25 protein-coding genes are annotated in these 25,924 nt (G+C 40.7%); all 25 read left to right on the forward strand.

Translation table 11 applies throughout. The features are described 5' to 3' along the window. The first annotated feature begins 2 nt into the window (after positions 1-2). The 25 genes from DYE54_RS08300 to rplB all read left to right on the forward strand — a co-directional run bounded on the left by DYE54_RS08300 (position 3) and on the right by rplB (position 25,916). Positions 3-851, forward strand: coding sequence for a bifunctional 5,10-methylenetetrahydrofolate dehydrogenase/5,10-methenyltetrahydrofolate cyclohydrolase (locus DYE54_RS08300; RefSeq protein WP_115310788.1), 849 nt, complete (start codon positions 3-5; stop codon positions 849-851). Next, on the forward strand, positions 829-1,170 hold the full coding sequence (hypA, locus tag DYE54_RS08305; RefSeq protein ID WP_115310789.1) for a hydrogenase maturation nickel metallochaperone HypA: 342 nt from the start codon (positions 829-831) through the stop codon (positions 1,168-1,170). Before DYE54_RS08300 ends, hypA begins: the two co-directional genes overlap by 23 nt. 12 nt (positions 1,171-1,182) lie before the next feature. Beyond that, entirely contained in the window at positions 1,183-1,842 is a 660-nt protein-coding gene (gene hypB, locus DYE54_RS08310) for a hydrogenase nickel incorporation protein HypB (protein ID WP_115310790.1), read from the forward strand. A 2-nt stretch (positions 1,843-1,844) separates the two neighbouring features. Further along, positions 1,845-3,149 carry a hypothetical protein gene (locus DYE54_RS08315; RefSeq protein WP_115310791.1) on the forward strand — a complete coding sequence of 435 codons (1,305 nt, stop codon included), beginning with the start codon at positions 1,845-1,847 and terminating at the stop codon, positions 3,147-3,149. 24 nt (positions 3,150-3,173) lie between these two features. Then, positions 3,174-3,638 (forward strand): BREX-3 system P-loop-containing protein BrxF, encoded by a 465-nt coding sequence (brxF, locus tag DYE54_RS08320; protein WP_115310792.1) that lies wholly within the window; start codon positions 3,174-3,176, stop codon positions 3,636-3,638. Between the two features lie 301 nt (positions 3,639-3,939). Beyond that, positions 3,940-4,089, forward strand: coding sequence for a 50S ribosomal protein L33 (gene rpmG / locus DYE54_RS08325; RefSeq protein ID WP_115310793.1), 150 nt, complete (start codon positions 3,940-3,942; stop codon positions 4,087-4,089). 43 nt (positions 4,090-4,132) lie between these two features. Continuing rightward, positions 4,133-4,357 carry a preprotein translocase subunit SecE gene (secE, locus tag DYE54_RS08330; protein WP_115310794.1) on the forward strand — a complete coding sequence of 75 codons (225 nt, stop codon included), beginning with the start codon at positions 4,133-4,135 and terminating at the stop codon, positions 4,355-4,357. Between the two features lie 11 nt (positions 4,358-4,368). Then, on the forward strand, positions 4,369-4,905 hold the full coding sequence (nusG, locus tag DYE54_RS08335) for a transcription termination/antitermination protein NusG (RefSeq protein WP_115310795.1): 537 nt from the start codon (positions 4,369-4,371) through the stop codon (positions 4,903-4,905). Between the two features lie 104 nt (positions 4,906-5,009). Continuing rightward, complete coding sequence (rplK, locus tag DYE54_RS08340; protein WP_006555621.1) at positions 5,010-5,435, forward strand: 50S ribosomal protein L11; 426 nt, start codon at positions 5,010-5,012, stop codon at positions 5,433-5,435. 78 nt (positions 5,436-5,513) lie between these two features. Next, on the forward strand, positions 5,514-6,224 hold the full coding sequence (rplA, locus tag DYE54_RS08345; protein ID WP_115310796.1) for a 50S ribosomal protein L1: 711 nt from the start codon (positions 5,514-5,516) through the stop codon (positions 6,222-6,224). Positions 6,225-6,403: 179 nt separating this feature from the next. Beyond that, positions 6,404-6,907, forward strand: coding sequence for a 50S ribosomal protein L10 (gene rplJ / locus DYE54_RS08350; protein ID WP_115310797.1), 504 nt, complete (start codon positions 6,404-6,406; stop codon positions 6,905-6,907). 52 nt (positions 6,908-6,959) lie between these two features. Beyond that, on the forward strand, positions 6,960-7,331 hold the full coding sequence (gene rplL, locus DYE54_RS08355; RefSeq protein ID WP_115310798.1) for a 50S ribosomal protein L7/L12: 372 nt from the start codon (positions 6,960-6,962) through the stop codon (positions 7,329-7,331). A 497-nt stretch (positions 7,332-7,828) separates the two neighbouring features. Next, a complete protein-coding gene (locus tag DYE54_RS08360; protein ID WP_115310799.1) occupies positions 7,829-9,244 on the forward strand; it encodes an aspartate ammonia-lyase in 1,416 nt (471 codons plus the stop codon). A gap of 410 nt (positions 9,245-9,654) precedes the next feature. Continuing rightward, a complete protein-coding gene (rpoB, locus tag DYE54_RS08365; RefSeq protein ID WP_115310800.1) occupies positions 9,655-13,806 on the forward strand; it encodes a DNA-directed RNA polymerase subunit beta in 4,152 nt (1,383 codons plus the stop codon). A gap of 34 nt (positions 13,807-13,840) precedes the next feature. Next, positions 13,841-18,052, forward strand: coding sequence for a DNA-directed RNA polymerase subunit beta' (gene rpoC / locus DYE54_RS08370; RefSeq protein WP_115310801.1), 4,212 nt, complete (start codon positions 13,841-13,843; stop codon positions 18,050-18,052). Positions 18,053-18,433: 381 nt separating this feature from the next. Continuing rightward, positions 18,434-18,679, forward strand: coding sequence for a L7Ae/L30e/S12e/Gadd45 family ribosomal protein (locus DYE54_RS08375; protein ID WP_115310802.1), 246 nt, complete (start codon positions 18,434-18,436; stop codon positions 18,677-18,679). Positions 18,680-18,756: 77 nt separating this feature from the next. Next, positions 18,757-19,131, forward strand: a complete 375-nt coding sequence (rpsL, locus tag DYE54_RS08380; protein ID WP_115310803.1) for a 30S ribosomal protein S12 — start codon at positions 18,757-18,759, stop codon at positions 19,129-19,131. Between the two features lie 42 nt (positions 19,132-19,173). Further along, positions 19,174-19,644, forward strand: coding sequence for a 30S ribosomal protein S7 (gene rpsG / locus DYE54_RS08385; protein WP_006555649.1), 471 nt, complete (start codon positions 19,174-19,176; stop codon positions 19,642-19,644). Positions 19,645-19,667: 23 nt separating this feature from the next. Beyond that, on the forward strand, positions 19,668-21,743 hold the full coding sequence (gene fusA, locus DYE54_RS08390; RefSeq protein ID WP_115310804.1) for an elongation factor G: 2,076 nt from the start codon (positions 19,668-19,670) through the stop codon (positions 21,741-21,743). A gap of 57 nt (positions 21,744-21,800) precedes the next feature. Then, complete coding sequence (gene tuf, locus DYE54_RS08395) at positions 21,801-22,991, forward strand: elongation factor Tu (RefSeq protein ID WP_115310204.1); 1,191 nt, start codon at positions 21,801-21,803, stop codon at positions 22,989-22,991. 169 nt (positions 22,992-23,160) lie between these two features. Beyond that, on the forward strand, positions 23,161-23,472 hold the full coding sequence (gene rpsJ, locus DYE54_RS08400) for a 30S ribosomal protein S10 (protein WP_040770779.1): 312 nt from the start codon (positions 23,161-23,163) through the stop codon (positions 23,470-23,472). A gap of 15 nt (positions 23,473-23,487) precedes the next feature. After that, positions 23,488-24,129, forward strand: coding sequence for a 50S ribosomal protein L3 (rplC, locus tag DYE54_RS08405; RefSeq protein WP_115310805.1), 642 nt, complete (start codon positions 23,488-23,490; stop codon positions 24,127-24,129). Positions 24,130-24,152: 23 nt separating this feature from the next. Further along, the gene (gene rplD / locus DYE54_RS08410) at positions 24,153-24,776 is read left to right on the forward strand and encodes a 50S ribosomal protein L4 (RefSeq protein WP_115310806.1); all 624 of its coding nucleotides are present in this window, start codon (positions 24,153-24,155) and stop codon (positions 24,774-24,776) included. Next, positions 24,776-25,060, forward strand: a complete 285-nt coding sequence (rplW, locus tag DYE54_RS08415; protein ID WP_006555655.1) for a 50S ribosomal protein L23 — start codon at positions 24,776-24,778, stop codon at positions 25,058-25,060. Before rplD ends, rplW begins: the two co-directional genes overlap by 1 nt. Before the next feature lie 25 nt (positions 25,061-25,085). Further along, positions 25,086-25,916: a 50S ribosomal protein L2 gene (gene rplB, locus DYE54_RS08420; protein WP_006555656.1), complete on the forward strand. Its 831-nt coding sequence runs from the start codon at positions 25,086-25,088 to the stop codon at positions 25,914-25,916. Positions 25,917-25,924: the final 8 nt, after the last annotated feature.

Genomic DNA, 25,924 nt, shown 5'->3' on the forward strand with positions numbered 1-25,924 from the left:
GCATGATGGAATTGCGTGGTAAGGCGGTGGCTGATGCTCACAAGGCAGTGTTAAATGAACGACTCGTTGCGTTGGAGTCTAAGGGGATTGTATTAACCTTGGGTATCTTATTAGTTGGTGACGACAAGGCAGCGCAGATGTATGCTCATTTTATGGAAAAAACAGCTAAGAGTGCAGGGTTTGCCGTTGATTTGGCTCATTTGCCAGCCTCTGCTAGTTTTGACGAAGTGGTTCAGGTTATTGAACGGTGGAATAAAACAGATACAGTTTATGGTGTGTTACCACTCATGCCTATGCCACCACAAATTGATAGAGATGCTTTAATAGAGCGCTTAGCGCCAGAAAAGGATATTGATGGTTTAACCTCTAAGAATATTGGGCTAGCAAGTGCAGGTAAAGGCGGTTTTTGGCCTTGTACACCACGAGCGTGTATGGCGATTTTAGAACATTACCATATTCCATTAGCAGGCAAAGAAGTCGTTGTGGTAGGCCGTAGTCAAGTGGTAGGAAAACCGGTGGCCCTATTATTATTAGAAAAACACGCCACTGTTACGCTTTGCCATTCTAAGACGGCTGATTTAACAGCTCATTTAAAACGAGCTGATATTGTGATTGCTGCTGTAGGGCGAGCGCATGTAATTACCGGTGACATGTTGAAAAAAGGCGCCGTCGTTATTGATGTGGGGATTAATGATTTAGATGGTAAAACGGTGGGGGACGTAGATTATGAATCCGCATTGTCGGTGGTAGGTGCGATAACACCGGTACCTGGTGGTGTTGGCTCTGTAACGACTACGATGTTGTTAGAGAATATTTATGAGGCGTATCATGCACGAAATGTCGATTGCTGAAGGAATTGTGGATATTGCGCTACAGACATTAGCGGCTAATCAGGGGACTGTTGTTCATGCGATTCAGTTGCGGTTAGGTGTTATGTCTGGTGTTGAACCTGACGCGTTACAATTCTGTTTTACGGCTGTTACTAGGAATACGGCGGCTGCTGGTGCTAGTTTGCAAATTGAAATGATACCATTGCGGGGTAAGTGTCTAGACTGTGATTATGAATTTAGTGTAGCCGATTATGTGTTTAAATGCCCGCAGTGTGGAAGTTTAGCGATTCAAACTATCACTGGTCGTGAGCTACAAGTGGCGTCAATTGATATGGATTAAAGAAAGGGAATTATGGAAGTTACAGTAATGACCGATGTGCTTGCTAAGAATGATGCTATTGCAGCTAACTTGCAACGCATATTTAAAGAAAAGAATATTTTTGTATTTAACTTATTAGGTTCGCCAGGGGCTGGTAAAACATCTTTGTTAGAAGCTACCCTAAAAGAATTGTCTAAAGAGTATTCCTTAGCTGTTATTGAAGGCGATTTGTATACGGCTAAAGATGCAGAACGAATTCATAAATTAGGAATCCCTGTTTTACAGATTAATACAGTAGGCGGTTGCCATTTAGATGCCAAGATGATTGAAGAGGCCTTGAGTGATTTAGATTTAGAGGCACTCGATATGATTATTATAGAAAATGTGGGGAATTTAGTATGTCCTGCTGAATTTGCTATTGGCGAAGCGATGAAAGTGACGGTTTTATCCGTTACTGAAGGGGAAGATAAACCGTTAAAATATCCACTTATCTTTAAAGAGTCGAAAGCGGTATTGTTAAATAAAGTTGATTTATTGCCATACATTCCGTTCGATAAAGCGAAAGCGTTGACAGATATTCATAACTTAAATCCTACGGCGGATGTATTTGAAGTGAGTTGTACTGCTAAAACAGGCATAGAAGAGTGGACCAATTGGTTACGAGCGCAAATTGATACAGCGCGAAAGGGTTAATTATGAAGGATTTACAGAAAATGCGGTTGGTTTTTGCATTGGGGGCTTTTTTATTACCTATCGCGGTAGGAATTATGCCTGTATGGGGTGCTGATGCGGATATAAGTATGGATCCTACTGATACGTGGGCCCCAGAACGGGCGGCTGTTAATAAGATGGCGGTACGCTTAGCTGAAAGTTTAGAAGCGCAAAAAAGTCAAGAAGCTGGCGTTGATTTGACGGCCGTTGGTAAAAGCTATACAGCCGATACGTTAGAACCTATGAAGGCGAGCGACTTTAAGGTGCGTGATTTTGCGCTTGGTATGACAGAGCCCGCTTTGACAAGTGAATCATTACGCTCTAGTTTAAGTGGGGATCAAGTCGGACAAACAACAGGTGACTTTACAACCTATACGGGTGAAGCGGGGAGTTATACGGTTTATTCTGGGCCAACTTTTTCTAATTTAGATTCAAATAAAATTCTTCGTAAAGAAGGTTTAACCTATGCGTATCAGCCAAGAGCGATTACGAATATTCACATTACATCAGCTGATATTGAGACAGAAAGAGGTATTTTTGTTGGTAAAAGTCGGGGAGCCGTACTATTTGCTTATGGCGCACCACAGGCCATGTGGCGTGACTTAAAAAAGGGAACGGTTTCCTTAATATATTTTTTTGATTCACGTAAAATATTTGTAAAAAACAAGCAGGAGTTTACCAGTGCTGTGGCGAATGATAACAAGGTAAGCACAGCAGTGTTGAATCCTGAGACAGATAGGGCCATTGCGCAGTATTTAGTCTTTACCTTAAAGGATAATAAAGTAAATACAATTGATATGATTGATGGTCAAGTGTGGACACATCTTCGGTTACCGGCTATTACGCCACAATATTATAAGGCAAATCAGTTGGCAGATGATGATTTCATGCTTATGGGATATCGTGTAAATAGGCCTTTTGTGACAAACCAAGACGAACAGTGGCAACAACGTGGCTTCTTATATGGTGATGAATTTATAGCCTACGATGATATTTTGATTGGCTATGACAAACATCAAACAGTGGCTCGGGCCATGATTACTAAGAGCACAGCCCTAACAAGACGAGGTATATCTATTGGCGATAGTAAATATCTATTGCTCTATTTGTATGGTATGCCAAGCGAGATAGAAGCTGATACAGGGGCTAATGGTGAGTCATTAATGGTATATACTTATAAAAATCCAGATTCAGCATATAGCTATCTATTGTTTACGGTAGGTGAAAAGGACAATTTTATAAAAAGTGTAATGCTGTCAGACAGACCTAACAAAGAATTAAGTAAGTAGGCTTTCGGTAAAGGAGGATGACACATGGTAACAACACAGGACATTAAAGAACGATGGGCATCGCTACAGAATGATGAAGAACGCATTCTGTTTGTAGTGGGCGGTCCAGGCTCCGGCAAGAGTAAGTTAATTCGTGAATTAGCTGAACAAGACGGATGGAAGTACATCGAAGCAAAAGATCTTATTGAAGAAGAATTTTTGGAAGTGGCCCGTGATTTACGACCTGATTTAGCGAAGGATGTTATGTGCAAAGCATTAAAGGCCTGTGGGTCTGATGTGATTTTGTTGGATGGTGTAAATGTTTTGTTTGCGCCTATCTTAAACTTAGAGCCTATTGAGCTATTAAAGACAATTAGCCGTATGTATCCATTAGTTGTCGGCTGGCGTGGTAAATTTGATGGTGAAACTTTATTTTTAGAACATAATAATAATCCAAAATACTTTTCATTTAAAGTAGAGAAGCCAGAACGAATTGTTACAATTGATTAAAGCTAACGGTTTGTTGTAAGCCTTGAATATGAATTGATTACAAAGGGAACTATAGGGAGACACCATTTGAGGTTGTCTACTATAGTTCCTTTTATATTGGTTGAAAGCTTGCTACTTAGGCAGTTGTGTTTTATTTTGTTTTAGGTATAGACAGACAGTCTATAGTTTGGTATAATGAATCGTCAGGTAGTCGCCTGGCTTTTTTAAGTTGCCTAAAACTTGACAGGCAGGGCCTACTGTGGTAGGCTATATTAGCATATTATGTTTTAGACAAGTATATTTTGAAGTGAGGTGTATCCGGATGCGTAATGCAGTGACTATGGCATGTACTGATTGCAAACAGCGTAACTATCAGACGAACAAGAATAAGAAAAACAATCCTGATCGTATTGAAATGATGAAATACTGCAAATTCTGCGGTAAACATACGCTACATCGCGAAACGAAATAATTCGTTTCATCCAAATTACCTGATGATTTAAGGATGTGAAATGATGGCAGGATCCAATTCTACAGCACCGCAGCGTCGTGGCGGCGTAGGTCGTATGGCGCGTGAAATGAAAGCGGAACTCAAAAAAGTAGTCTGGCCGACAAAAAAAGAGCTCATCAATTACACGATTGTAGTATTTCTCACTGTAGTATTCGTCGCTGCCTTAATTGGCATCGTTGATGCTATCTTTGGCGAATTATTCCAGTTGTTGATGCGTGTTGTCGGATAGGAGGCCTTTCCGTGGAAGCAGAAAAGAAATGGTATGTTATTCATACTTACTCAGGCTACGAAAATAAAGTAAAAACTAATCTGGAACTGAAAGTTCAATCTATGGGGTTAGAAGATACGATTGGTCGTATTCTTGTGCCTGTAGAAGATGAAGTGGACGAGAAGGATGGCGTAAAGAAAGTTGTTAAGCGCAAAATCTTCCCTGGCTACGTGTTAGTAGAGATGGAAGTAAATGATCGTTCCTGGTATGTAGTGCGTAACACGCCGGGGGTAACAGGCTTTGTTGGGTCTGCTACAAAACCGGTACCGTTATCTGATTCCGAGGTTGAATATATCCTCAAATCACAGGGGCTGGATCAAGCGCCAAAGCATACAATCGATGTCGTAGTAGGCGAAACAGTGCGCATTACTTCTGGTGCCTTTGAAGATAGATTAGGTACAATTACTGAAATCAATCACGAAAAACAAACATTGAAACTCGATGTGGAAGTGTTTAATCGTGATACATCGGTAGAGGTAGATTTTTCTCAAATCGAGAAAGATCTTTAATATATACAATATAACTCTAAACTTTTTAGGCGGCTTGGTGGTCGCCAGTGGGAGGAAGTCATTCCGTTACCACCACATTTTGAGCGCAAGGAGGTGTAATCACCATGGCTAAAAAAGTTACAAAAATTGTAAAACTTCAGTGTGAAGCAGGAAAGGCAAGTCCAGCGCCACCTATCGGTCCAGCTCTTGGTCAGGCAGGTGTTAACATTATGGCATTCGTTAAAGAATTTAACGAACGCACAGCACAACAGGCTGGCTTAACAATTCCAGTTGTTATTACTGTATTTGAAGATAGAAGCTTCACGTTTGTTACGAAGACTCCACCAGCAGCTGTTCTTTTATTAAAAGCAGCTGGCATCCCTAAAGGATCTGGAGTACCTAACCGTGACAAAGTAGCAAAGGTTAGTCGCGATAAAGTTCGTGAAATCGCAGAACTTAAAATGCCTGACTTGAATGCAAATACTGTAGAACAAGGCATGCGTATGGTAGAAGGTACTGCACGCAGCATGGGCATTGTAATCGTTGATTAATTAGCGTACGACATGCGCTAATAGAGCGCATATCGGTGGGAGGGAGTTCCCGTTAAACCACATAAGGAGGATTTTAAGATGGCAAAAGTAGGTAAGAAATACGCTGAAGCAGCTAAACTTATCGAAGCAGGCAAATTCTACGAACCAGTAGAAGCTGTTGAGCTTGTTAAGAAAACTGCGACTGCTAAATTCGACGAAACTGTTGAAATCTCTTTCAACTTGAATGTCGATCCTAAATACGCTGATCAACAAGTTCGTGGTGCCGTTGTTTTACCTCATGGTACTGGTAAAACTAAACGCGTACTCGTATTTGCGAAAGGCGATAAAATTAAAGAAGCTGAGGATGCTGGCGCAGATTTCGTTGGCTCCGAAGAATTAGTAGCTAAAATTCAGGGCGGTTGGAGCGACTTTGACGTTGCTGTAGCAACGCCTGATATGATGGGCCAAGTTGGTCGTTTAGGTAAAATTTTAGGGCCTAAAGGCTTAATGCCAAACCCTAAAGTTGGTACTGTAACGATGGACGTAGCTCGTGCTGTTAATGAAATTAAAGCTGGTAAAATTGAGTATCGTACTGATAAAGCAGGTATTATTGCTTGTGCAATTGGTAAAGCATCTTTCGATGACGCTAAATTGCTTGACAATTATCGTACAATCGTTGATACTATTATTAAGGCAAAACCAGCTGCAGCAAAAGGTCAGTATATTAAATCTGTAACCTTGAGCTCCACAATGGGACCTGGTGTTCCTCTTAACGTATTCAAATTGACTACTGTTACGAAGGAACAATAATTATATATGTTCTCTTAGCTGTAGACCGCAGGTACGTATAATGGATGTAAATCCGCCCGCAGAGGCTGACACCGAATTCTATTATGGAACGGTTACGACCTCATCGCGTTGGTGGTGAGGTCGTTTTTACGCTAAGATAGTACATAGAGCATCACCAAAATCTATAAGGAGGTATTCTAATGGCTGTCACTACACAGAAACAGGCAATCGTTGCACAGATGAAAGAAAATCTTTCTGAAGCAAAGGGGGCCGTACTCGTTGGTTACCATGGCTTGACAGTAGCTCAGGTAACTGATTTACGCCGTAAATTCTTAGCGGAAGATGTAGAATACAAAGTAATCAAAAACACTTTGACTCGCATCGCTGTTAATGAATTAGGTATTGAAGGTTTCGCTGAACACTTGGAAGGTCCAACTGCGTTGGCCATTTCCAAAACTGATGCTGTTGCACCAGCTCGTATCATCGAAGACTTCATTAAAGACACTAAAACGGAAGCAATCGACGTTAAAGTTGGTCTTGCAGAAGGTAAACTTCTTTCTGCTGACGAAGTTAAAGCGCTTGCTAAATTGCCTAATCGCGAAGGTATGCTTTCCATGCTTCTTTCCGTACTTCAGGCTCCAATCCGCAACGTGGCTTACGCTGTAAAAGCTGTTTCGGAAGCAAAAGACGAAACTGTAGCATAATCAGTAATTTTAACATATTACTACAAAATATAATTAGTGGAGGAACTAAATCATGGCACTTAACATTGAAAACATCGTTGCTGAATTAGAACAAGCAACTATCCTTGAATTAAATGATCTTGTAAAAGCTATCGAAGAAAAATTTAACGTAACTGCAGCTGCTCCAGTAGCTGTTGCTGCTGCTGGCGGTGCTGCTGGCGCAGGCGAAGAAAAATCCGACTTCGACGTAATCTTGAAAGATGCTGGCGCTGGTAAAATCAACGTAATTAAAGTTGTTCGTGAAGCAACTGGTCTTGGCTTGAAAGAAGCTAAAGCTGTTGTTGACGGCGCTCCTGCACCTGTTAAAGAAGGTATGCCTAAAGCTGACGCTGAAGCTCTTAAAGCTAAATTGGAAGAAGCTGGCGCAACTGTTGAACTTAAATAATTTAAGCCCTGTGGCGTAATTATTAAGACAATAAGCTAATAGAAACCGCTCTCTTAGGAGGGCGGTTTTTTGTATTTCAAGTGATATAGGAAGCGCCTTTGGTTATTCTATGTTAACTAGAAATAGGCGATACGACCTCGTTTGATGTGATGATAGATATTCGATTTAATTATAATGTATAAAAACTATTATTCCTTAAAGTCATATGATAAAACACTTGGATTAAAGCAGGTTTTCAAGATGTTCTATAGAAAAAGACATGTTCTTAGCAGTGAATATCCTTATTTGATATAGCTTCATGGCACTTTTTGCTTTAGTTGTACATTGTATACATGTTATAATGAGCGTGTCCAATAGATACGGGATGGAGTGATCTTAGCCCATCCTGGACATGTTAAAAGATCATTACACCAGTAAAAGGGTGCAAAACTCAGCTGTAATAGTGAGTACAATAAAGGAAACATAGTGTTAGATTGAAACAAAGGATGAGGTACAGTATGCGTAAAGAACATGATTTTTTAGGTGAATTAGAAGTCGCTGATGAATTGTATTATGGCGTGCAAACATTGCGTGCTATGGAAAACTTTAATATTACGGGTAAACATATTGACCATGATTTTATTCGCTCTTTAGCCATGGTTAAAAAAGCGTGTGCTTTGGCTAATATGAAAACAGGTCGTATGGATCCAACAATTGGTAATGCTATTGTAAAAGCGGCTGATGAAATCATTGCTGGTGGATTAGTCGATCAATTCCCTGTAGATCCAATTCAGGGTGGTGCTGGTACGTCCTTTAATATGAATATGAATGAAGTATTAGCTAACCGTGCTCTTGAAATTTTAGGCCATCCAAAGGGTAGTTATGATATTATTTCGCCAAACAATCATTGTAATATGGCGCAGTCTACTAACGATGCGTTTCCAACAGCGATTAAAGTATGTGCTATTTTGAAAAGCAAACCATTATTGGTAGCGTTACAGCGTTTAGTCGATGAACTTGAAAAGAAAGCGGAAGAATATAAAGAAGTCTTAAAAATGGGCCGTACTCATTTACAAGATGCCGTGCCAATTACCCTTGGTCAAGAAATGGGATCCTATGCGTCCGGTATTCGCCGTGGTATCAAACGGATTGAATCCTCTATGCTAGGGGCGCATATCGTAAATATGGGGGCGACTGCTGTTGGAACTGGTCTTAATGCAGAACCTTCTTATATTAAAGACGTAGCTGCTGAATTGTCTACTGTAGTAGGTGAAGAATTTTATACAGCTGAAAATTTAATTGATGCGACTAATAATACCGATGTATTTGCTGATATTTCGAGCGGTATGAAAGTAACCGCATTAGTACTTATTAAAATGGCGAATGATTTCCGCTTGATGGCTTCTGGTCCTCGCTGTGGTATTGGCGAATTGAAATTACCACCTCGTCAACCAGGCTCTTCTATCATGCCAGGTAAAGTTAACCCGGTTATTGCCGAAGTGCTAAATCAGGTATGTTACCAAGTCGTTGCTAATGATTTGGCCGTTACATTAGGTGTTGAAAATGGCCAGTTTGAGTTAAATGTTATGGAACCGGTTATTGCCTATAACTTATTTAATGCTATGTGCTATTTAAAGAATGGTGTAAATACATTCGTTGATAAGTTGTTAATTGATTTAGAAGCTGATCGTGAACGTTGTCAATACTGGTTAGAACGGAGCGTTGGTATTGTTACGGCCTTACTTCCTCATGTAGGGTATGAAAATGCTTCAGCATTGGCGAAAGAAGCTTACACGACAGGTCGTGCGATTAAAGAAATTATTCTTGAAAAGGGTTTATTAACCAAAGAAGAAATGGAGCATATTTTATCACCTGCTGAAATGACTAAACCAGGTATTGCTGGTGCAGACATTTTAAAAGTAAAAGGTAATTAATTTAAAATAGCCCCCTTACAAAAGACCAAGGTTTGATGTAGTCTATCATCTGATCTTGGTCTTTTTTAGTAAATAAAATATTTTTTGACAAAGATAACTATTAATGCTATAATACTAAATTGCAAATGTACTCAATTAGAGAGTGATGTTTATATCACGTTCGTTCTGTGCATCGCATAGAATGAACCGGCGAGTATGAATAAATAAGACTATAACATTGTTACTGATAAAGGGAATTCTTCCAAGGTTGTGTCAGCCGATGGCGAAGCAAGGTTCAAAAGAAAAAAATTTGAGAGCCTTGCTTATTTTGTCATTGTGTTGACAGGAAAACTGAGACCTGGATGATTGTCTTGTGTCATACCGTTATAGAATAGAAGGTAAGCCAATTGAAATGAGGGGTGAAAGCTGGTATGTTCAAACCTGAGCAGGTAGGTAAAAGAACGCGTTATACGTATGCTAAAATTGACGAAGTTCTAGAAATGCCACATTTATTGGACGTGCAACGCAAGTCTTATGAGTGGTTTTTGGAGAGCGGTTTACAAAATATTTTTGACGATATTTCTCCGATTAAAGACAATTCAGGTAATTTAGTGCTTTCTTTTGAAGGTTTTAGCCTTGGAGAGCCAAAATATGATATTAACGAATGTAAAAATCGTGATGCGACTTATGCGGCGCCATTGCGTGTAAATGTTCGTTTGATTAATAATGATCCAGAAAATCAGGATATTAAAGAACAAGAAGTATTCATGGGTGATTTCCCATTGATGACAGAAACAGGCACATTTATTATTAATGGTGCTGAACGTGTTATCGTATCACAGTTAGTACGTTCCCCAGGGGTGTATTATACTCGTGAAATTGATACAATGGGTAACCGTTTATATGGTTCGACTGTTATTCCTAACCGTGGTGCGTGGATTGAACTTGAAACAGATGCCAATGAAATGGTAGCTGTTCGTATTGACCGCAACCGTAAATTACCAGCGACTGTGCTTGTACGTGCGCTCGGTTGGAGTACGGATGAATCCATTTTAGAATTATTCTGGAATGGCGAAACTGACGAAGAGGGCAATCGTTTATATGATGAGCGCTTAGTTCGTACACTAGAAAAAGATACGACTGAATCTTCGGAAGAAGCCTTAGTAGAAATCTACAAAAAACTTCGTCCAGGTGAACCACCTACGGTAGAAAGTGCCCGTAATTTATTTGACAATTTATTTTTTGACCCACGCCGTTATGATTTAGCACGTGTTGGTCGTTATAAATTAAATAAAAAATTAGGTTGGCGTCAACGTATGTTGGGTCAGACATTAGCACAACCAATCGTCAATATGGAAACGGGCGAAGTTATTGTTGATGCGGGCACTGTTATGAACGAAGAACAGCTTGATATCGTTGCTGATAGTGGCGTATTTAATGGTGAAGGGTTTGCCGAATTCTATGTAAGAAATGCAGATGGGACTTCTTTCAAAGTAATTTGTAATAATTGCAACTTGCCATTTGAACACCGTACAGTAACTCGTGAAGATATGATTGCCAACATTAGCTATTTGCTAAATCTTATGGATGGGGTAGGTCATATTGATGATATCGACCATTTAGGTAATCGTCGTTTACGTTGTGTTGGCGAACTTTTACAGAATCAGTTCCGCATTGGCTTGACTCGTATGGAACGTGTTGTACGTGAACGTATGACAATTCAAGATAATGCTATGATTACGCCACAAGCGCTAATCAATATTCGTCCAGTAGTAGCAGCGATTAAGGAATTCTTTGGTTCTTCGCAGTTGTCCCAGTTCATGGACCAAACAAATCCACTTGGCGAATTGACTCACAAACGTCGTTTATCTGCCTTAGGGCCTGGTGGTTTATCACGTGAACGCGCTGGTTTCGAAGTTCGTGACGTGCATCACTCCCACTATGGTCGTATGTGTCCAATTGAAACGCCAGAAGGTCCGAACATTGGTCTTATTTCTTCCCTTTCCAACTATGCGAAAGTAAATGAATTCGGTTTCATTGAAGCGCCATATCGCCGAGTAGAAAAAATTTACGGCACTGGTGAAGATGCTAATAAAATTGTGAAAGTACAAGTTACTGAACAAGTTGTATATATGACGGCTGATGAAGAAGAAGGTATGACAATTGCGCAGGCTAACTCCATTCTTGATGCGGATGGTTGCTTCGTAGATGCTCATATTGCTTGTCGTCGTGGTCATGAAGTCCTTGAAGTAGTACCTGAAAAAGTTGACTACATGGACGTAAGTCCTAAAGAAGTTGTATCCATTGGTACAGCGATGATTCCATTCCTTGAAAATGACGATGCGAACCGTGCCTTGATGGGGGCGAACATGCAGCGTCAGGCTGTGCCATTACTTCGTGCACAAGCTCCACTTGTTGGTACTGGTATGGAATATAAAGCGGCTTGTGACTCTGGCGTGTGCGTATTGGCTAAAGAAGAAGGCGTTGTTACTCGTTGTTGGGGTAATGAAATTCACGTTATGCGTGATAATGGTCGCGTAGATGTTTACAAATTAAACAAATTCTTGCGTTCCAACCAATCCACTTGTTTTAACCAAAAACCAATCGTATTCCGTGGTGATCGTGTTGTAAAAGGACAAGTATTGGCTGATGGACCAGCAACTGATGGTGGCGAATTAGCGCTTGGTTTCAACGTACTCGTTGCCTTCATGCCTTGGGAAGGTTACAACTATGAAGATGCTATTTTGCTTAGTGAAGAACTTTGCAAAGAAGATATTTATACGTCCATTCATATTGAAGAGTATGAGTGTGATGCTCGTGATACCAAACTAGGAGCGGAAGAAATTACACGTGAATTACCAAATACAGGTGATGATAATCTTCGTAACCTTGATGAAGATGGTATTATCTGCATTGGCGCGGAAGTACATCCAGGAGATATCCTAGTTGGTAAAGTAACACCAAAAGGGGAAACTGAATTAACACCAGAAGAACGTTTATTACGTGCTATCTTTGGTGATAAAGAACGTGAAGTTCGTGATACATCCTTGCGTGTACCGCATGGTGAATCTGGTAAAATCGTTGACGTTAAAGTATTTACTCGTGAAAATGGCGATGAATTACAACCAGGCGTAAATAAATTAGTTCGTGTATATATTGCACAAAAACGTAAAATCCATGAAGGCGATAAAATGGCTGGTCGTCATGGTAACAAAGGTGTCGTTTCTCGCGTTATGCGTCAGGAAGATATGCCATTCTTGCCAGATGGTACGCCTGTTCAAATCGTATTGAACCCACTAGGGGTACCTTCCCGTATGAACATCGGTCAGGTATTGGAAACTCATCTTGGCTGGGCTGTACAAGGTCTTGGTATGCAGATTAAAGCCACTGACCTTAAAATTCAAAACGTATTAAATCAAGCAAAAGCGGATAGCCGTTATTGGGATAATATTGATCGCATTAAGGAATTATATGCTGAAATGGAATCCTTACAGGCTAAAGTGGCTGAAAATGTAACTGTTTCACATTTAGATGTGGATAGTGAAATTGATGCACGCCGTGAAGAAGCTTTGAATTTAATTTATGATGAAGCGCAGAAACAATTAACTTCTTTAGGTGGTCGCGCTCGTTATGATGAATTGCGTGCTCTTGAAAAAAGCTACAGTGATGCGGAAATTGAATACTTTGATGATGAAGAACAAGCGCCAGAAATGGAAGAATCTTTACAAGAGGAATTGAAAGCGATTTCAGTAGTAGTCGATATTATTGAAGCTATTGAAACATCACGTGTAAAACGTGAAGAAATCCGCAAAGATTTGGAAGCCTATGGGTATGATTATGCTACATATGGCATGCCAAAACCAGATGTGGCAGGGATTCATATTGCAACGCCTGTATTTGACGGTGCGCATGAAAGTGATGTATTTAATACACTTCGTATTGCCGGTAAAGATGATGACGGCAAAACCGTTTTATATGATGGTCGTACGGGGGAACCAATGGATAACAAAGTTACCGTTGGTTATGTATATATGCTGAAACTTCACCATCTAGTAGATGATAAGATTCATGCTCGTTCTACAGGTCCGTACTCCTTAGTAACACAACAGCCATTGGGTGGTAAAGCTCAATTCGGTGGTCAGCGTTTCGGGGAAATGGAAGTATGGGCATTAGAAGCATATGGTGCAGCATATACCTTGCAAGAATTACTTACTGTTAAATCTGACGATGTAGTTGGTCGTGTTAAAGCGTACGAAAAAATCGTTAAAGGTGAAAACATTCCTGAACCAGGTGTGCCAGAATCTTTCAAAGTATTGCTTAAAGAACTTCAAAGTATCGGTCTTGATGTAAAAATCTTGAATGAAGATCAAGAAGAAGTAGTAATCAAAGAACTCGATGACGATGATGATGTAGATACAAATGAAGATGAAATCAAAGAAGTAATGGAAGGCTCAGATACAACCTCTACTGAAGAGGAATTGCCAAATGTTGAAACATCCGAACCAGTAACTAGTGGCGAAGATGATGATGTGTTAAGCGCAATGGCTGCGTATGGCGATGAGTCTGATACAGATGAAGACTAATATTTGAGTATCCAAAAAGAAGGGAGCGATACTTGTGCTAGACGTTAATGAATTCGATTCTATGCGAATTGGCTTGGCTTCGCCGGACCAGATTTTAGAATGGTCCTATGGGGAAGTTAAAAAGCCAGAAACAATTAACTACCGTACGCTTAAGCCAGAACGTGATGGCTTGTTTTGCGAGCGTATTTTTGGACCGACCAAGGACTGGGAATGTCATTGCGGTAAATATAAACGCATTCGCCATAAAGGTGTAGTCTGCGATAAATGTGGTGTAGAAGTGACTCGTTCTAAAGTGCGTCGTGAACGCATGGGTCACATTGTATTAGCTACACCAGTGTCTCATATTTGGTACTTCAAGGGGATCCCATCTCGTATGGGGCTCATCCTTGATGTATCGCCACGTTCCTTAGAACGCGTACTTTACTTTGCAGCGTATATCGTTGTAGATCCAGGTAATACGCCTCTTATGAAACGTCAATTATTGTCTGAAACAGAATTCCGTGAGTATGAAGCTCAATTTAACGAAGACGATTATAAGATTAACGGTAAGCAAGTAGAAATTGAAACCGTTGCACAACGTCGTGAACGCTTAGCTGTTATTACTGAAGCTAAACGCAAATTAGCGGCTAATGAAGCATTAAAAGCAAATACTGAAATTCCGGAAGAGGAAAAAGAATACGAAGAATTAACTCGTGAAGAACGCTATGAATTAGGTGCTGCCGAAGACGTAGAATTCGTATGTGTTGACATGGGGGCAGAAGCGATTAAAGCTTTATTAAGTGAATTAGATTTAGAAAGCCTTAATGTAGAACTTCGTAGTGAATTAGAAACAGCGACAGGACAACGTAAGATTCGTGCTGTTCGTCGTTTAGAAGTCGTAGAAGCATTCCGCCAATCTGGCAATAAACCAGAATGGATGATTATGGATGTAGTGCCAGTAATTCCACCAGAATTACGTCCTATGGTACAGCTTGATGGCGGTCGTTTTGCAACGTCTGATTTAAATGATTTATATCGTCGTGTAATCAATCGTAATAATCGTTTGAAACGCTTATTAGATTTAGGCGCCCCTGATATTATTGTGCGCAATGAAAAGCGCATGCTTCAGGAAGCCGTTGATGCATTAATCGATAATGGTCGTCGTGGTCGTCCTGTAACAGGTCCTGGTAACCGTCCGTTGAAATCTTTATCCGATATGCTTAAAGGTAAACAAGGTCGTTTCCGTCAGAACTTGTTAGGTAAACGTGTTGACTATTCCGGCCGTTCTGTAATCGTAGTTGGTCCAGAACTTAAAATGCACCAATGTGGTTTGCCTAAAGAAATGGCGCTTGAGTTGTTCAAACCATTTGTTATGAAACGTTTGGTAGAACGGCAACAAGCTAGCAATATTAAAGCAGCTAAACGCCAAGTAGAACGAATTGGCCCTGGTGTTTGGGAAGCCTTAGAAGAGGTTATTAAAGAACATCCAGTTCTTTTAAACCGTGCCCCAACACTTCACCGTTTGGGTATTCAAGCGTTCGAACCAATTCTTTGGGAAGGCCGTGCTATTAAATTACATCCATTAGTATGTACCGCGTTCAATGCTGACTTTGATGGTGACCAGATGGCGTGTCATTTACCATTGTCCGTAGAAGCACAATCAGAAGCACGTACCCTTATGTTGTCTTCTCATAACATTTTATCTACTAAAGATGGTAAACCAGTAGCTGTTCCATCTCAGGATATGATTTTAGGGACTTACTACTTAACCGTAGTGCGTCAACATACTAAAGAAAAAGCGAAATACTTTGCTAATTATGATGAAGTTATGCTCGCGTATGATTCTGGTATTATTGGCTTGCAAGATATTCTTTACATTCGTGAAGAAGGGTATGGTCGTGTTGAAACGACGGCAGGTCGTTTGATCTTTAACAATGCTCTTTATCCAGAGTTACGTCAATATGAATTGCAAGATGATGGACATTATACCTTAGGTCGCGTTATGGATAAGAAGATGGTTGGTAAATTAGTTGACCAATGCTTCCAATTATTTGGCAATGAAAAAACAGCCGAACTTCTTGACCGTGTTAAATCATTAGGTTATTCTTATGCGCGCCGGGCTGGTATGACTATTGCGATTGCTGACATTAAAGTTCCAACTGAAAAAGCTGAAATTTTACAAAAAGCGGATGAAGACGTAGATAAAGTATCACGTAATTATCGTCGTGGTTATATGTCTGAAGATGAACGTTATCGTAAGACAATTCAACTTTGGACACAGGCTACAGAAGATGTAACGGATGCCATGATGGATACGATGATGCGTGACCAAGAAGGCTTTAACCCAGTGTATATGATGGCTATTTCTGGTGCCCGTGGTAATAAACAACAGATTCGTCAGTTGGCTGGTATGCGTGGTTTGATGGCCGACCCATCTGGTCGAATCATCGACTTGCCAATCAAAGCAAACTTTAAAGAAGGCCTTACTGTATTGGATTACTTTACATCTAGCCATGGGGCGCGTAAAGGTTTGGCCGATACAGCACTTCGTACGGCTGACTCCGGTTACTTAACACGTCGTCTTGTTGACGTATCGCAAGATGTTATCGTGCGTGAAGAAGACTGTGATGTAGTGGGTATTGATTTAGTGCGTGAACGTGCTCGCTTAGCAAGTTCCACTCGTCAAGCTCTTGCTTTATTGAAAGATAAATTAATTGGTCGTGTTCTTGACAAAGATGTTGTGGATACTGCGACTGGTGAAGTTGTGTTAACATCGGAAACTGTATTAACGCAAGCTGACTTAGATGCATTGGCTGATCATAAGATTACTGATATTGATCTTCGTGGTGCTCATTTAGGTAGTGATAGTGACATTAACCACACTAATCTTGTACAAAAAATTAGCCTTGGTGAAACGGATGAAGGTATCCGTCAAACCTTGCGTGAAACTATGGTACAAAATATGCTAGGTAAAGATACTGTTAATGCTGTAGTTGATAGTGAAGGTAATGAAGTATTCCCTGCTCATAGTGCGCTCACTGAAGAAGGGATTGAAGCAATTCTTGATAGTGATGTAAAAGAAGTTCAAGTGCGTAACAATGACATTCACGGGATTGAAGTAGAAGCCATCGTAGAAGGTCAAGGTATTATTGAACCACTTAAAGATCGTATTATTGGTCGTACTGCTGCTGAAGAATTAATTAATAAAGAAACTGGTGAAGTTATCGTACCGCTTAATGGTGAAATTACGGAAGAATTAGCTGATGAAGTAGTAAAACACTATGAAACCGTTAAGATTCGTTCCGTGTTGACTTGTCGTTCTCCATATGGTGTATGTATGAAATGTTATGGTCGTGATTTAGGCACTGGTAACCAAGTACAAGTTGGGGAAGCTGTAGGTATCATTGCAGCTCAATCCATCGGTGAACCTGGTACACAGTTGACAATGCGTACATTCCATACTGGTGGTGTCGCTGGTGACGATATTACACAAGGTTTGCCTCGTGTCGAAGAATTGTTTGAAGCGCGTCGTCCTAAACGCCATGCAATCATTAGTGAAGTAGAAGGTACGGTTCGCGTTGTACCTAACGATAATAAGAAAGGGACTAATACAATCTTTGTTACTGACAAAGAAGGTGTGGAATTCGATTACTTAATTCCATATGGTGCTCGTATTATTGTTCGTGATGGTGATTTTGTGAAGTTAGGCGCTCGTTTAACTGAAGGATCGATTAATCCACATGATATTATGCGGGTAATGGGGACTGAAGCAACACAACGTTATCTTGTATATGAAGTACAAAAAGTATATAAATCTCAAGGTGTAGAAATTAATGATAAACATATTGAGGTTATTGTGCGTCAAATGCTTCATAAGGTTAAGGTAGAAGAAGTGGGCGATGCTGATTTATTGCCAGGCGATCCTATTGATGTAAACACCTTTGAAGAAGAAAATCGTCGTTTAATCTTAAATGGTAAACAACCAGCGACAGGTAAACGTATTCTTCTTGGGATTACTAAGGCTGCTTTGGCTACGGACAGCTTCTTGTCAGCTGCTTCCTTCCAGGAAACAACTCGTGTACTTACCGATGCCGCTATTAAGGGCAAAATTGATCCATTGTTAGGTCTAAAAGAAAACGTAATTATTGGTAAATTGATTCCAGCTGGTACAGGTATGAGTCGTTACCGTAAAATTAAAGTTGTAAAAAAAGACCCACAAGTGGAAACAATCGACCCTATGGATGCAGTGGTGTCTGAAGACGAATAAAAAATACTCTTTGATATGAACCGAGTAGTTTGTTTTTATCGAAAATACTATAGGTATGATTGCTGTATAATGAAAGTACCTCTATCAATTGATAGGGGTACTTTTTATATTTGTTAAGAAAGTTACGTATGCTAAATTTGCAACTTATGAATAGAACTGTATAAAATAAAGTAAAATGGGTGAAATATTGCATAAAATTTATAAAAATATACAGGATATATATGTTTTGAAACACACGGATAAGTGTACATATAAAAGCTAGAGAATATGCGGAAAAATAGCTAAAAAATGTGTTGACAGAGATAGGGGAGTAATGCTAAACTGATATAGTGCTCAGGGGAGAGTATGTCTGAGTACAAGAAAATCATGAGGAGTTAAGGTATGGAAATCGAAGTATTAACATCGGCAAAAAAGACAATCGGAGCTAAGCAAACGTCGAAAGCAATTATGCGCGGCGAAGTTCAGATGGTGTTTGTTGCTAATAACAGCGATGACCGTGTGGTGTTGCCCATCCTTGAACTTTGTGAAAAACAGGCAGTGCCAGTGAATCAAGAGTATTCAATGGAAGAACTTGGTAAGGCTGGCAAAATCAAAGTGAAAGCCGCTGCTATCGGCGTGCTTCGTTAAACTTGGTAATATCTGTAGTAACACTTTGTTGCCGCAGATCAATTATAAATCTAATTGTTTGGAAAGGAGGTGCCCTAATGCCAACTATTAATCAGCTAGTACGTAAAGGTCGCGAAACCGTGACTACTAAATCTACGGCTCCTGCGTTGAAAAACTGTCCGCAGAAACGTGGTGTATGTACTCGTGTGTACACAGCTACTCCAAAGAAACCGAACTCCGCGCTTCGTAAAGTTGCCCGTGTTCGTTTGACAAACGCTATTGAAGTAACTGCTTACATCCCAGGCATTGGTCACAATTTACAGGAACACAGTGTAGTACTTATTCGAGGTGGTCGTGTTAAAGACTTACCAGGTGTGCGTTATCACATTGTTCGCGGTGCATTGGATACAGCTGGCGTACAGAACCGTATGCAGAGTCGTTCCAAATACGGCGCTAAAAAAGCTAAAAAATAATAGCTAACAATTGAAATCACACATCGTAGAGGAGGAAATAACATGCCAAGAAAAGGCCCTGTGTTGAAGCGTGATGTACTTCCAGATCCGGTGTACAACAGCAAATTGGTTACACGCTTCATTAACAAAGTAATGTACGATGGTAAAAAAGGTATTGCCGAAACTATCGTATATGATGCATTTGAAATTATTCGTTCCAAAATGGGTCAAGACCCAATGGAAGTTTTTGATCAGGCTTTAAAAAATGTAATGCCTGTATTGGAAGTTCGTGCTCGTCGTATCGGCGGTGCTAACTACCAAGTGCCAGTTGAAGTTCGTGCTGATCGTCGTCAGACATTAGGCATTCGCTGGATGGTAAACTATGCTCGTCTTCGTGGCGAACGTACCATGAAAGAACGTTTGGCTGGTGAATTAATGGATGCGTTCAACAATACTGGCGCAGCTATTAAGAAAAAAGATGATACTCATAAAATGGCAGAAGCTAATAAAGCATTTGCTCATTATCGTTGGTAATTAGTTAAGAGGAGTTGACATTCGTGGCAAGAGAATTTTCTTTAGAGAAAACTCGTAATATCGGTATCATGGCTCACATCGATGCTGGTAAAACAACCACAACGGAACGTATTCTTTACTATACAGGCCGAGTTCACAAAATCGGGGAAGTTCATGAAGGCGCTGCGACAATGGACTGGATGGCACAGGAACAGGAACGTGGTATTACAATCACGTCTGCTGCGACAACTTGCCACTGGAAAGGTCATCGCGTAAATATCATTGATACTCCTGGTCACGTTGACTTTACTGTAGAAGTAGAACGTTCGTTGCGTGTACTTGATGGTTCTGTTGCAGTATTCAGTGCTAAAGGTGGCGTTGAACCACAATCTGAAACTGTATGGCGTCAAGCTTCTACTTACGGCGTACCTCGTATTGCTTATGTAAATAAGATGGATACCGTAGGCGCTGACTTCTTCAATGTAGTAAACATGATGAAGGACCGTTTAGGTGCAAACAGTGTAGCTCTTCAGGTTCCAATTGGTGCTGAAGATACTTTCAAAGGCATTATCGATTTAATGACTATGAAAGCGGAAATTTACATCAGCGATGATGGTAAAGAATTCGAAATCACTGATATTCCTGCTGATTATGAAGAAATTGCAAAAGAACGTCGTGAAATGTTAGTTGATGCTATTGCTGAAACTGATGACGAAATCATGATGAAATACTTGGAAGGCGAAGAAATTAGCATTGATGAATTGAAAGCAGCTCTTCGCAAAGCAGTTTGTGATAACAAATTGTTCCCAGTACTTTGTGGTTCTTCTTACAAAAATAAAGGTGTGCAGATGTTATTGGATGCAGTTGTAGACTACATGCCATCTCCACTTGATATTCCAGCAATTAAAGGTGTTAACCCTGATACTGGCGCAGAAGAAACTCGTCCAGCATCTGATGAAGAACCATTCTCCGCATTGGCCTTCAAAATCATGGCTGACCCTTATGTTGGTAAATTAGCGTTCTTCCGCGTATACTCCGGTTCTTTAGAATCTGGTTCTTACGTATTTAACTCCACAAAAGGTAAGAAAGAACGTATCGGTCGTATCCTTCAAATGCATGCTAACAGCCGTCAAGAAATTGAACGCGTTTACTCCGGTGATATCGCAGCTGCTGTTGGTTTGAAAGATACAACAACTGGTGATACACTTTGTGATGATAAAGCTCCAGTAATTCTTGAATCTATGGAATTCCCTGAACCTGTTATCTCCGTTGCTGTTGAACCAAAAACAAAAGCTGACCAAGAAAAAATGGGTATTGCATTAGCTCGTTTGGCTGAAGAAGATCCAACCTTCAAAGTTCGTACTGATGAAGAAACTGGTCAGACAATCATTTCCGGTATGGGTGAACTTCACCTTGACATTATCGTTGACCGTATGAACCGTGAGTTCAAAGTTGAATGTAATGTTGGTAAACCTCAAGTTGCTTACCGTGAAACGATTCGTAAAGCTGTTAAATCTCAAGGTAAATTCGTACGTCAGTCCGGTGGTCGTGGTCAATATGGCGATTGCTGGTTAGAATTGATTCCTCAGGAACCAGGCGCTGGCTTCGAATTTGAAAATAAAATCGTTGGTGGTGCGATTCCTCGTGAATACATCGGACCAGTAGAAAACGGTGTAAAAGAAGCTATGGAATCTGGTGTAATTGCTGGATATCCAATGGTTGACATCAAAGTAATCGTATTTGACGGTTCTTATCATGATGTTGACTCCTCTGAAATGGCGTTTAAAATCGCTGGCTCTATGGGCTTCAAAGAAGGTGCTCGTAAAGCAGATCCAGTACTTCTCGAACCATACATGGCTGTAGAAGTAGATGTTCCAGAGGAATACATGGGCGACGTAATCGGCGACTTGAACTCTCGTCGTGGTCGTATGGAAGGTATGGAAGCTCGTAACGGTAGCCAACATATTAAAGCATTCGTTCCATTGAGCGAAATGTTTGGTTATGCAACAGATCTTCGTTCTAAAACACAAGGTCGTGGTAACTACTCTATGACAGTAGACCATTACGAAGAAGTACCTAAGAAAATTGCTGAAGAAATTCAAGCAAAGAAAAATGGCTAATCCCTTGAGGGTTAACACAATAAGTTAAATTTTAATTATCCGGGAGGACAATTCAAAATGGCAAAAGCAAAATTTGAACGTACTAAACCGCATGTTAACATCGGTACTATCGGTCACGTTGACCATGGTAAAACAACTCTTACAGCAGCAATCACTAAAGTATTAGCTGAAGAAGGGAAAGCAGATTTCCAAGATTACAGCATGATCGACAAAGCTCCAGAAGAACGTGAACGTGGTATTACAATCAACACTTCTCACGTTGAATATGAAACTGAAACTCGTCACTATGCACACGTTGACTGCCCAGGCCATGCTGACTATGTTAAAAACATGATCACTGGTGCTGCTCAGATGGACGGCGCTATCTTAGTTATCGCTGCTACTGACGGCCCTATGGCTCAGACTCGTGAACACATCCTTCTTGCTCGTCAGGTAGGTGTACCAGCTATCGTTGTGTTCTTGAACAAAGCTGATATGGTTGACGATGAAGAATTAATCGAATTAGTAGAAATGGAAGTTCGTGAACTTCTTTCCACGTATGAATTCCCTGGCGACGATGTGCCAATCGTTGTAGGTTCCGCTTTAAAAGCTTTAGAAGGCGATGAAAAATATGTAGCTAAAATTAAAGAATTGATGGACGCTGTTGATTCCTACATCCCAACTCCAGAACGTGACACTGACAAAACTTTCTTGATGCCAGTAGAAGACGTTTTCACAATCACTGGTCGTGGTACTGTAGCAACTGGCCGTGTTGAACGTGGCGAAGTTAAAGTAGGTGACACTGTTGAAATCGTTGGCTTGAAAGAAAAAGCTGAAAGCTATGTTGTAACAGGTCTTGAAATGTTCCGTAAAACATTGGACTCTGCAGTAGCTGGTGACAACGTTGGTGCGCTTCTTCGTGGTGTAGACCGCAAAGACATCGAACGAGGTCAAGTATTGGCTAAACCAGGTTCCATTCACCCACACACTAAATTCAAAGGTGAAGTTTACGTATTGACTAAAGAAGAAGGTGGCCGTCATACTCCATTCTTCTCCAACTACCGTCCACAGTTCTACTTCCGTACAACAGACGTAACGGGCGTTATCGAACTTCCAGAAGGTACTGAAATGTGTATGCCTGGTGATAACATCACTATGAGCATCGAATTAATCACACCAATCGCTATCGAAGCTGGTCTTCGTTTCGCTATCCGCGAAGGTGGCCACACAGTAGGCGCTGGTGTTGTTACTGAAATCATCGAAGGCTAATTAGTCTTTTAAGTAGTAGGTCAAACCTATACTTTGTGCAGCGCAGAGCGGCATGTAAGTGCCGCTCTTGTGTTGTGTTTTTAAACTATGATATAGAAGGTTGCCTCTGCGGAGGAGAATTTCTATGGAGCAGTTCATTCATGAAATGGACGACAGGAGGAAGTTATTCATGGCAAAACAGCAGAAAATTCGTATTCGTTTAAAATCATACGATCACAAAGCTCTTGATCAGAGCGCGGCAAAAATTGTTGACACAGCAAAACGCAATGGTGCGTTAGTATCTGGTCCAATTCCATTGCCAACAGAAAAAAATATTTTCACAATTTTACGTTCACCACATGTTAATAAAGACTCTCGTGAACAATTCGAAATGCGTACTCATAAACGCTTAATCGATATTCTTGAATCAAATGCGAAAACAGTAGATGCTATCACTCGTTTAGAATTACCAGCTGGTGTATCTATTGAAATAAAATTATAATAAGGAGGTGCGATTATGTCTAAAGCTATTTTGGGTAAAAAGTTAGGAATGACTCAAATCTTCACTGCTGAAGGTAAGTTAGTTCCTGTCACTGTAGTGGAAGCAACCCCAAGCGTAGTAGTGCGTGTTAAAACTGTTGAATCTGACGGTTACAATGCAGTACAGCTAGGTTATGGCTCCATTAAAGAAAAACATTTAACTAAACCTGTAAAAGGCCAGTTCGAAAAAGCCGGTGTAGCACCAGTTAAATATCTTCGCGAACTTCGCCTTGCTGAAGCAACTGATTACACAGTGGGCCAAACTCTGGCAGCTGATATCTTCGCAGAAGGTGAGTTGGTTGATGTTGTAGGTACAGGTAAAGGTAAGGGTTTTGCGGGCACTATTAAGCGCCACAATTTCCATCGTGGTCCTGTAACTCACGGTTCCAAATCTCATCGTGAACCTGGTTCCATCGGTCCTATGATCTCCGGTGGTGGCGGTAAGGTATACAAAGGCAAGAAACTCCCTGGACAAATGGGTGGCGGCAGAGTTACCGTACAGCGCTTATCTGTGGTTAAAGTTGATGCAGACCGTAACTTACTTTTAGTTAAAGGTGGCATTCCAGGCGCTAAAGGCAGCCTAGTAATGGTTCGCAACACGGTGAAACCTGTTAAATAACATTGTCGAAAGGAGGATCTCTAATGCCAACAGTAACAAAATACAATATGTCCGGCGCTAAAGTCGGTGAAATACAGTTAAATGATGCAGTGTTTGCAGTGGAAGTTAATGAAGCTGTTATGCATCAAGCCGTAGTTCGTCAGTTATCTAACGAACGTCTTGGCACTCACGCAACTAAAACGAGAGGTCTTGTTCGTGGCGGTGGTCGTAAACCTTGGAAACAAAAAGGGACTGGCCGTGCTCGTGTAGGCTCCACTCGTAGCCCATTATGGGTTGGTGGTGGTACCGTATTTGGTCCACAACCTCGTAGCTACTACAAGGCAATGCCTCGTAAAGCTAGACGTCTTGCAGTTAAATCTGCGCTTAGCGATAAAGTAAACAACAACGAATTAATCGTATTGGACGAATTAACCTTAGCAGCTCCTAAAACTAAAGAAGTATTAAATCTTCTTAATAATTTCAACGTAGGTGATGCTAAAGTATTATTTATCACTGAAGGTGATATTAATGTAGAACGTTCTGCTCGTAACATTCAAGGCGTTAAAGCTTTGGCATGTGAAGGCATGAACATTTTCGATCTTCTCCACTACGATAAGCTCTTCATTACCGAAGGTGCCGTAGCAAAGATTGAGGAGGTGCTCGCATAATGGAATTACGCGATGTTCTTATTCGTCCGATTATTACTGAAAAAACTACATTGCTTATGGAAGAAGGCAAATACACTTTCCGTGTGCCTTTGACTGCTAACAAAGTGCAGATTCGTCAAGCTGTAGAAAAAATCTTCAACGTTCAGGTAGAAAAAGTTGCTACCATTCGAGTTCTTGGTAAAGTAAAACGCATGGGCCGTACACAAGGTAAACGTAGCGATTACAAAAAAGCTATCGTAACTTTAAAGGCTGGCGAATCCATTGAATTCTTTGAAGGTGTTTAAGATAGTCTAGTAAGGAGGCCCCATAATGGCAATTAAATCATTCAAACCGTACTCCGCTGGTCGTCGGTTTATGACAGTATCTGCCTTCACTGAAATCACTGCAAGCAAACCAGAAAAATCTTTGCTCGCTAAGGTTTCTCAGACAGGCGGTCGTAATAACACCGGTAAAATGACTGTACGTCACCAAGGTGGCGGTCACAAGCGTCAGTACCGTATTATTGACTTCAAACGTACTAAAGATAATATTCCTGCAAAAGTAGCTTCTATTGAATACGATCCTAACCGTAGTGCTCGTATCGCGTTACTTAACTATGCAGATGGTGAAAAACGCTACATTCTTGCTCCACATGGCTTGAAAGTGGGCGACACTGTATATAGCGGTCCTGAATCCGACATTAAGCCAGGCAACTGCTTACCATTACTTAACATTCCATTGGGTACTCAAGTACACAACATTGAAATGAAAATTGGTAAAGGTGGTCAGATTGTTCGCTCTGCTGGTACATCCGCACAGCTTATGGCTAAAGAAGGTTCCTATGCATTACTTCGTTTACCATCCGGTGAGCTTCGTCGTGTGCATATTAACTGCCGTGCAACAGTAGGTGTTGTTGGTAACATCGATCATGAAAACATCACAATCGGTAAAGCTGGTCGCCATCGTTGGATGGGCGTTCGTCCAGGCAACCGTGGTGTTGTAATGAACCCTTGTGACCATCCACACGGTGGTGGTGAAGGTAAGTCTCCAGTTGGTCGTAAACATCCAGTTACACCTTGGGGTAAACCTGCACATGGTGTTAAAACTCGCGACAAGAAAAAAGCTTCTAGCAGCTTAATTGTTAAACGTCGTACAAAATAGGATAACAG

This window comes from Veillonella criceti (assembly GCF_900460315.1).
GTDB lineage: Bacteria > Bacillota > Negativicutes > Veillonellales > Veillonellaceae > Veillonella_A > Veillonella_A criceti.

What these genes read in the sequence shown, in the direction of transcription:
- DYE54_RS08300 (WP_115310788.1), top strand. Translation starts at nt 3, where the DNA reads ATGATGGAATTGCGTGGTAAGGCGGTGGCTGATGCTCACAAGGCAGTG.
- DYE54_RS08315 (WP_115310791.1), top strand. Translation starts at nt 1,845, where the DNA reads ATGAAGGATTTACAGAAAATGCGGTTGGTTTTTGCATTGGGGGCTTTT.
- tuf (WP_115310204.1), top strand. Translation starts at nt 21,801, where the DNA reads ATGGCAAAAGCAAAATTTGAACGTACTAAACCGCATGTTAACATCGGT.
- DYE54_RS08360 (WP_115310799.1), top strand. Translation starts at nt 7,829, where the DNA reads ATGCGTAAAGAACATGATTTTTTAGGTGAATTAGAAGTCGCTGATGAA.
- rplB (WP_006555656.1), top strand. Translation starts at nt 25,086, where the DNA reads ATGGCAATTAAATCATTCAAACCGTACTCCGCTGGTCGTCGGTTTATG.
- hypB (WP_115310790.1), top strand. Translation starts at nt 1,183, where the DNA reads ATGGAAGTTACAGTAATGACCGATGTGCTTGCTAAGAATGATGCTATT.
- rpmG (WP_115310793.1), top strand. Translation starts at nt 3,940, where the DNA reads ATGCGTAATGCAGTGACTATGGCATGTACTGATTGCAAACAGCGTAAC.
- rpoB (WP_115310800.1), top strand. Translation starts at nt 9,655, where the DNA reads ATGTTCAAACCTGAGCAGGTAGGTAAAAGAACGCGTTATACGTATGCT.
- rpsL (WP_115310803.1), top strand. Translation starts at nt 18,757, where the DNA reads ATGCCAACTATTAATCAGCTAGTACGTAAAGGTCGCGAAACCGTGACT.
- rplD (WP_115310806.1), top strand. Translation starts at nt 24,153, where the DNA reads ATGCCAACAGTAACAAAATACAATATGTCCGGCGCTAAAGTCGGTGAA.
- rplA (WP_115310796.1), top strand. Translation starts at nt 5,514, where the DNA reads ATGGCAAAAGTAGGTAAGAAATACGCTGAAGCAGCTAAACTTATCGAA.
- rplL (WP_115310798.1), top strand. Translation starts at nt 6,960, where the DNA reads ATGGCACTTAACATTGAAAACATCGTTGCTGAATTAGAACAAGCAACT.
- rplJ (WP_115310797.1), top strand. Translation starts at nt 6,404, where the DNA reads ATGGCTGTCACTACACAGAAACAGGCAATCGTTGCACAGATGAAAGAA.
- rpsJ (WP_040770779.1), top strand. Translation starts at nt 23,161, where the DNA reads ATGGCAAAACAGCAGAAAATTCGTATTCGTTTAAAATCATACGATCAC.
- hypA (WP_115310789.1), top strand. Translation starts at nt 829, where the DNA reads ATGCACGAAATGTCGATTGCTGAAGGAATTGTGGATATTGCGCTACAG.
- rplC (WP_115310805.1), top strand. Translation starts at nt 23,488, where the DNA reads ATGTCTAAAGCTATTTTGGGTAAAAAGTTAGGAATGACTCAAATCTTC.
- secE (WP_115310794.1), top strand. Translation starts at nt 4,133, where the DNA reads ATGGCAGGATCCAATTCTACAGCACCGCAGCGTCGTGGCGGCGTAGGT.
- rplK (WP_006555621.1), top strand. Translation starts at nt 5,010, where the DNA reads ATGGCTAAAAAAGTTACAAAAATTGTAAAACTTCAGTGTGAAGCAGGA.
- rpsG (WP_006555649.1), top strand. Translation starts at nt 19,174, where the DNA reads ATGCCAAGAAAAGGCCCTGTGTTGAAGCGTGATGTACTTCCAGATCCG.
- brxF (WP_115310792.1), top strand. Translation starts at nt 3,174, where the DNA reads ATGGTAACAACACAGGACATTAAAGAACGATGGGCATCGCTACAGAAT.
- rplW (WP_006555655.1), top strand. Translation starts at nt 24,776, where the DNA reads ATGGAATTACGCGATGTTCTTATTCGTCCGATTATTACTGAAAAAACT.
- DYE54_RS08375 (WP_115310802.1), top strand. Translation starts at nt 18,434, where the DNA reads ATGGAAATCGAAGTATTAACATCGGCAAAAAAGACAATCGGAGCTAAG.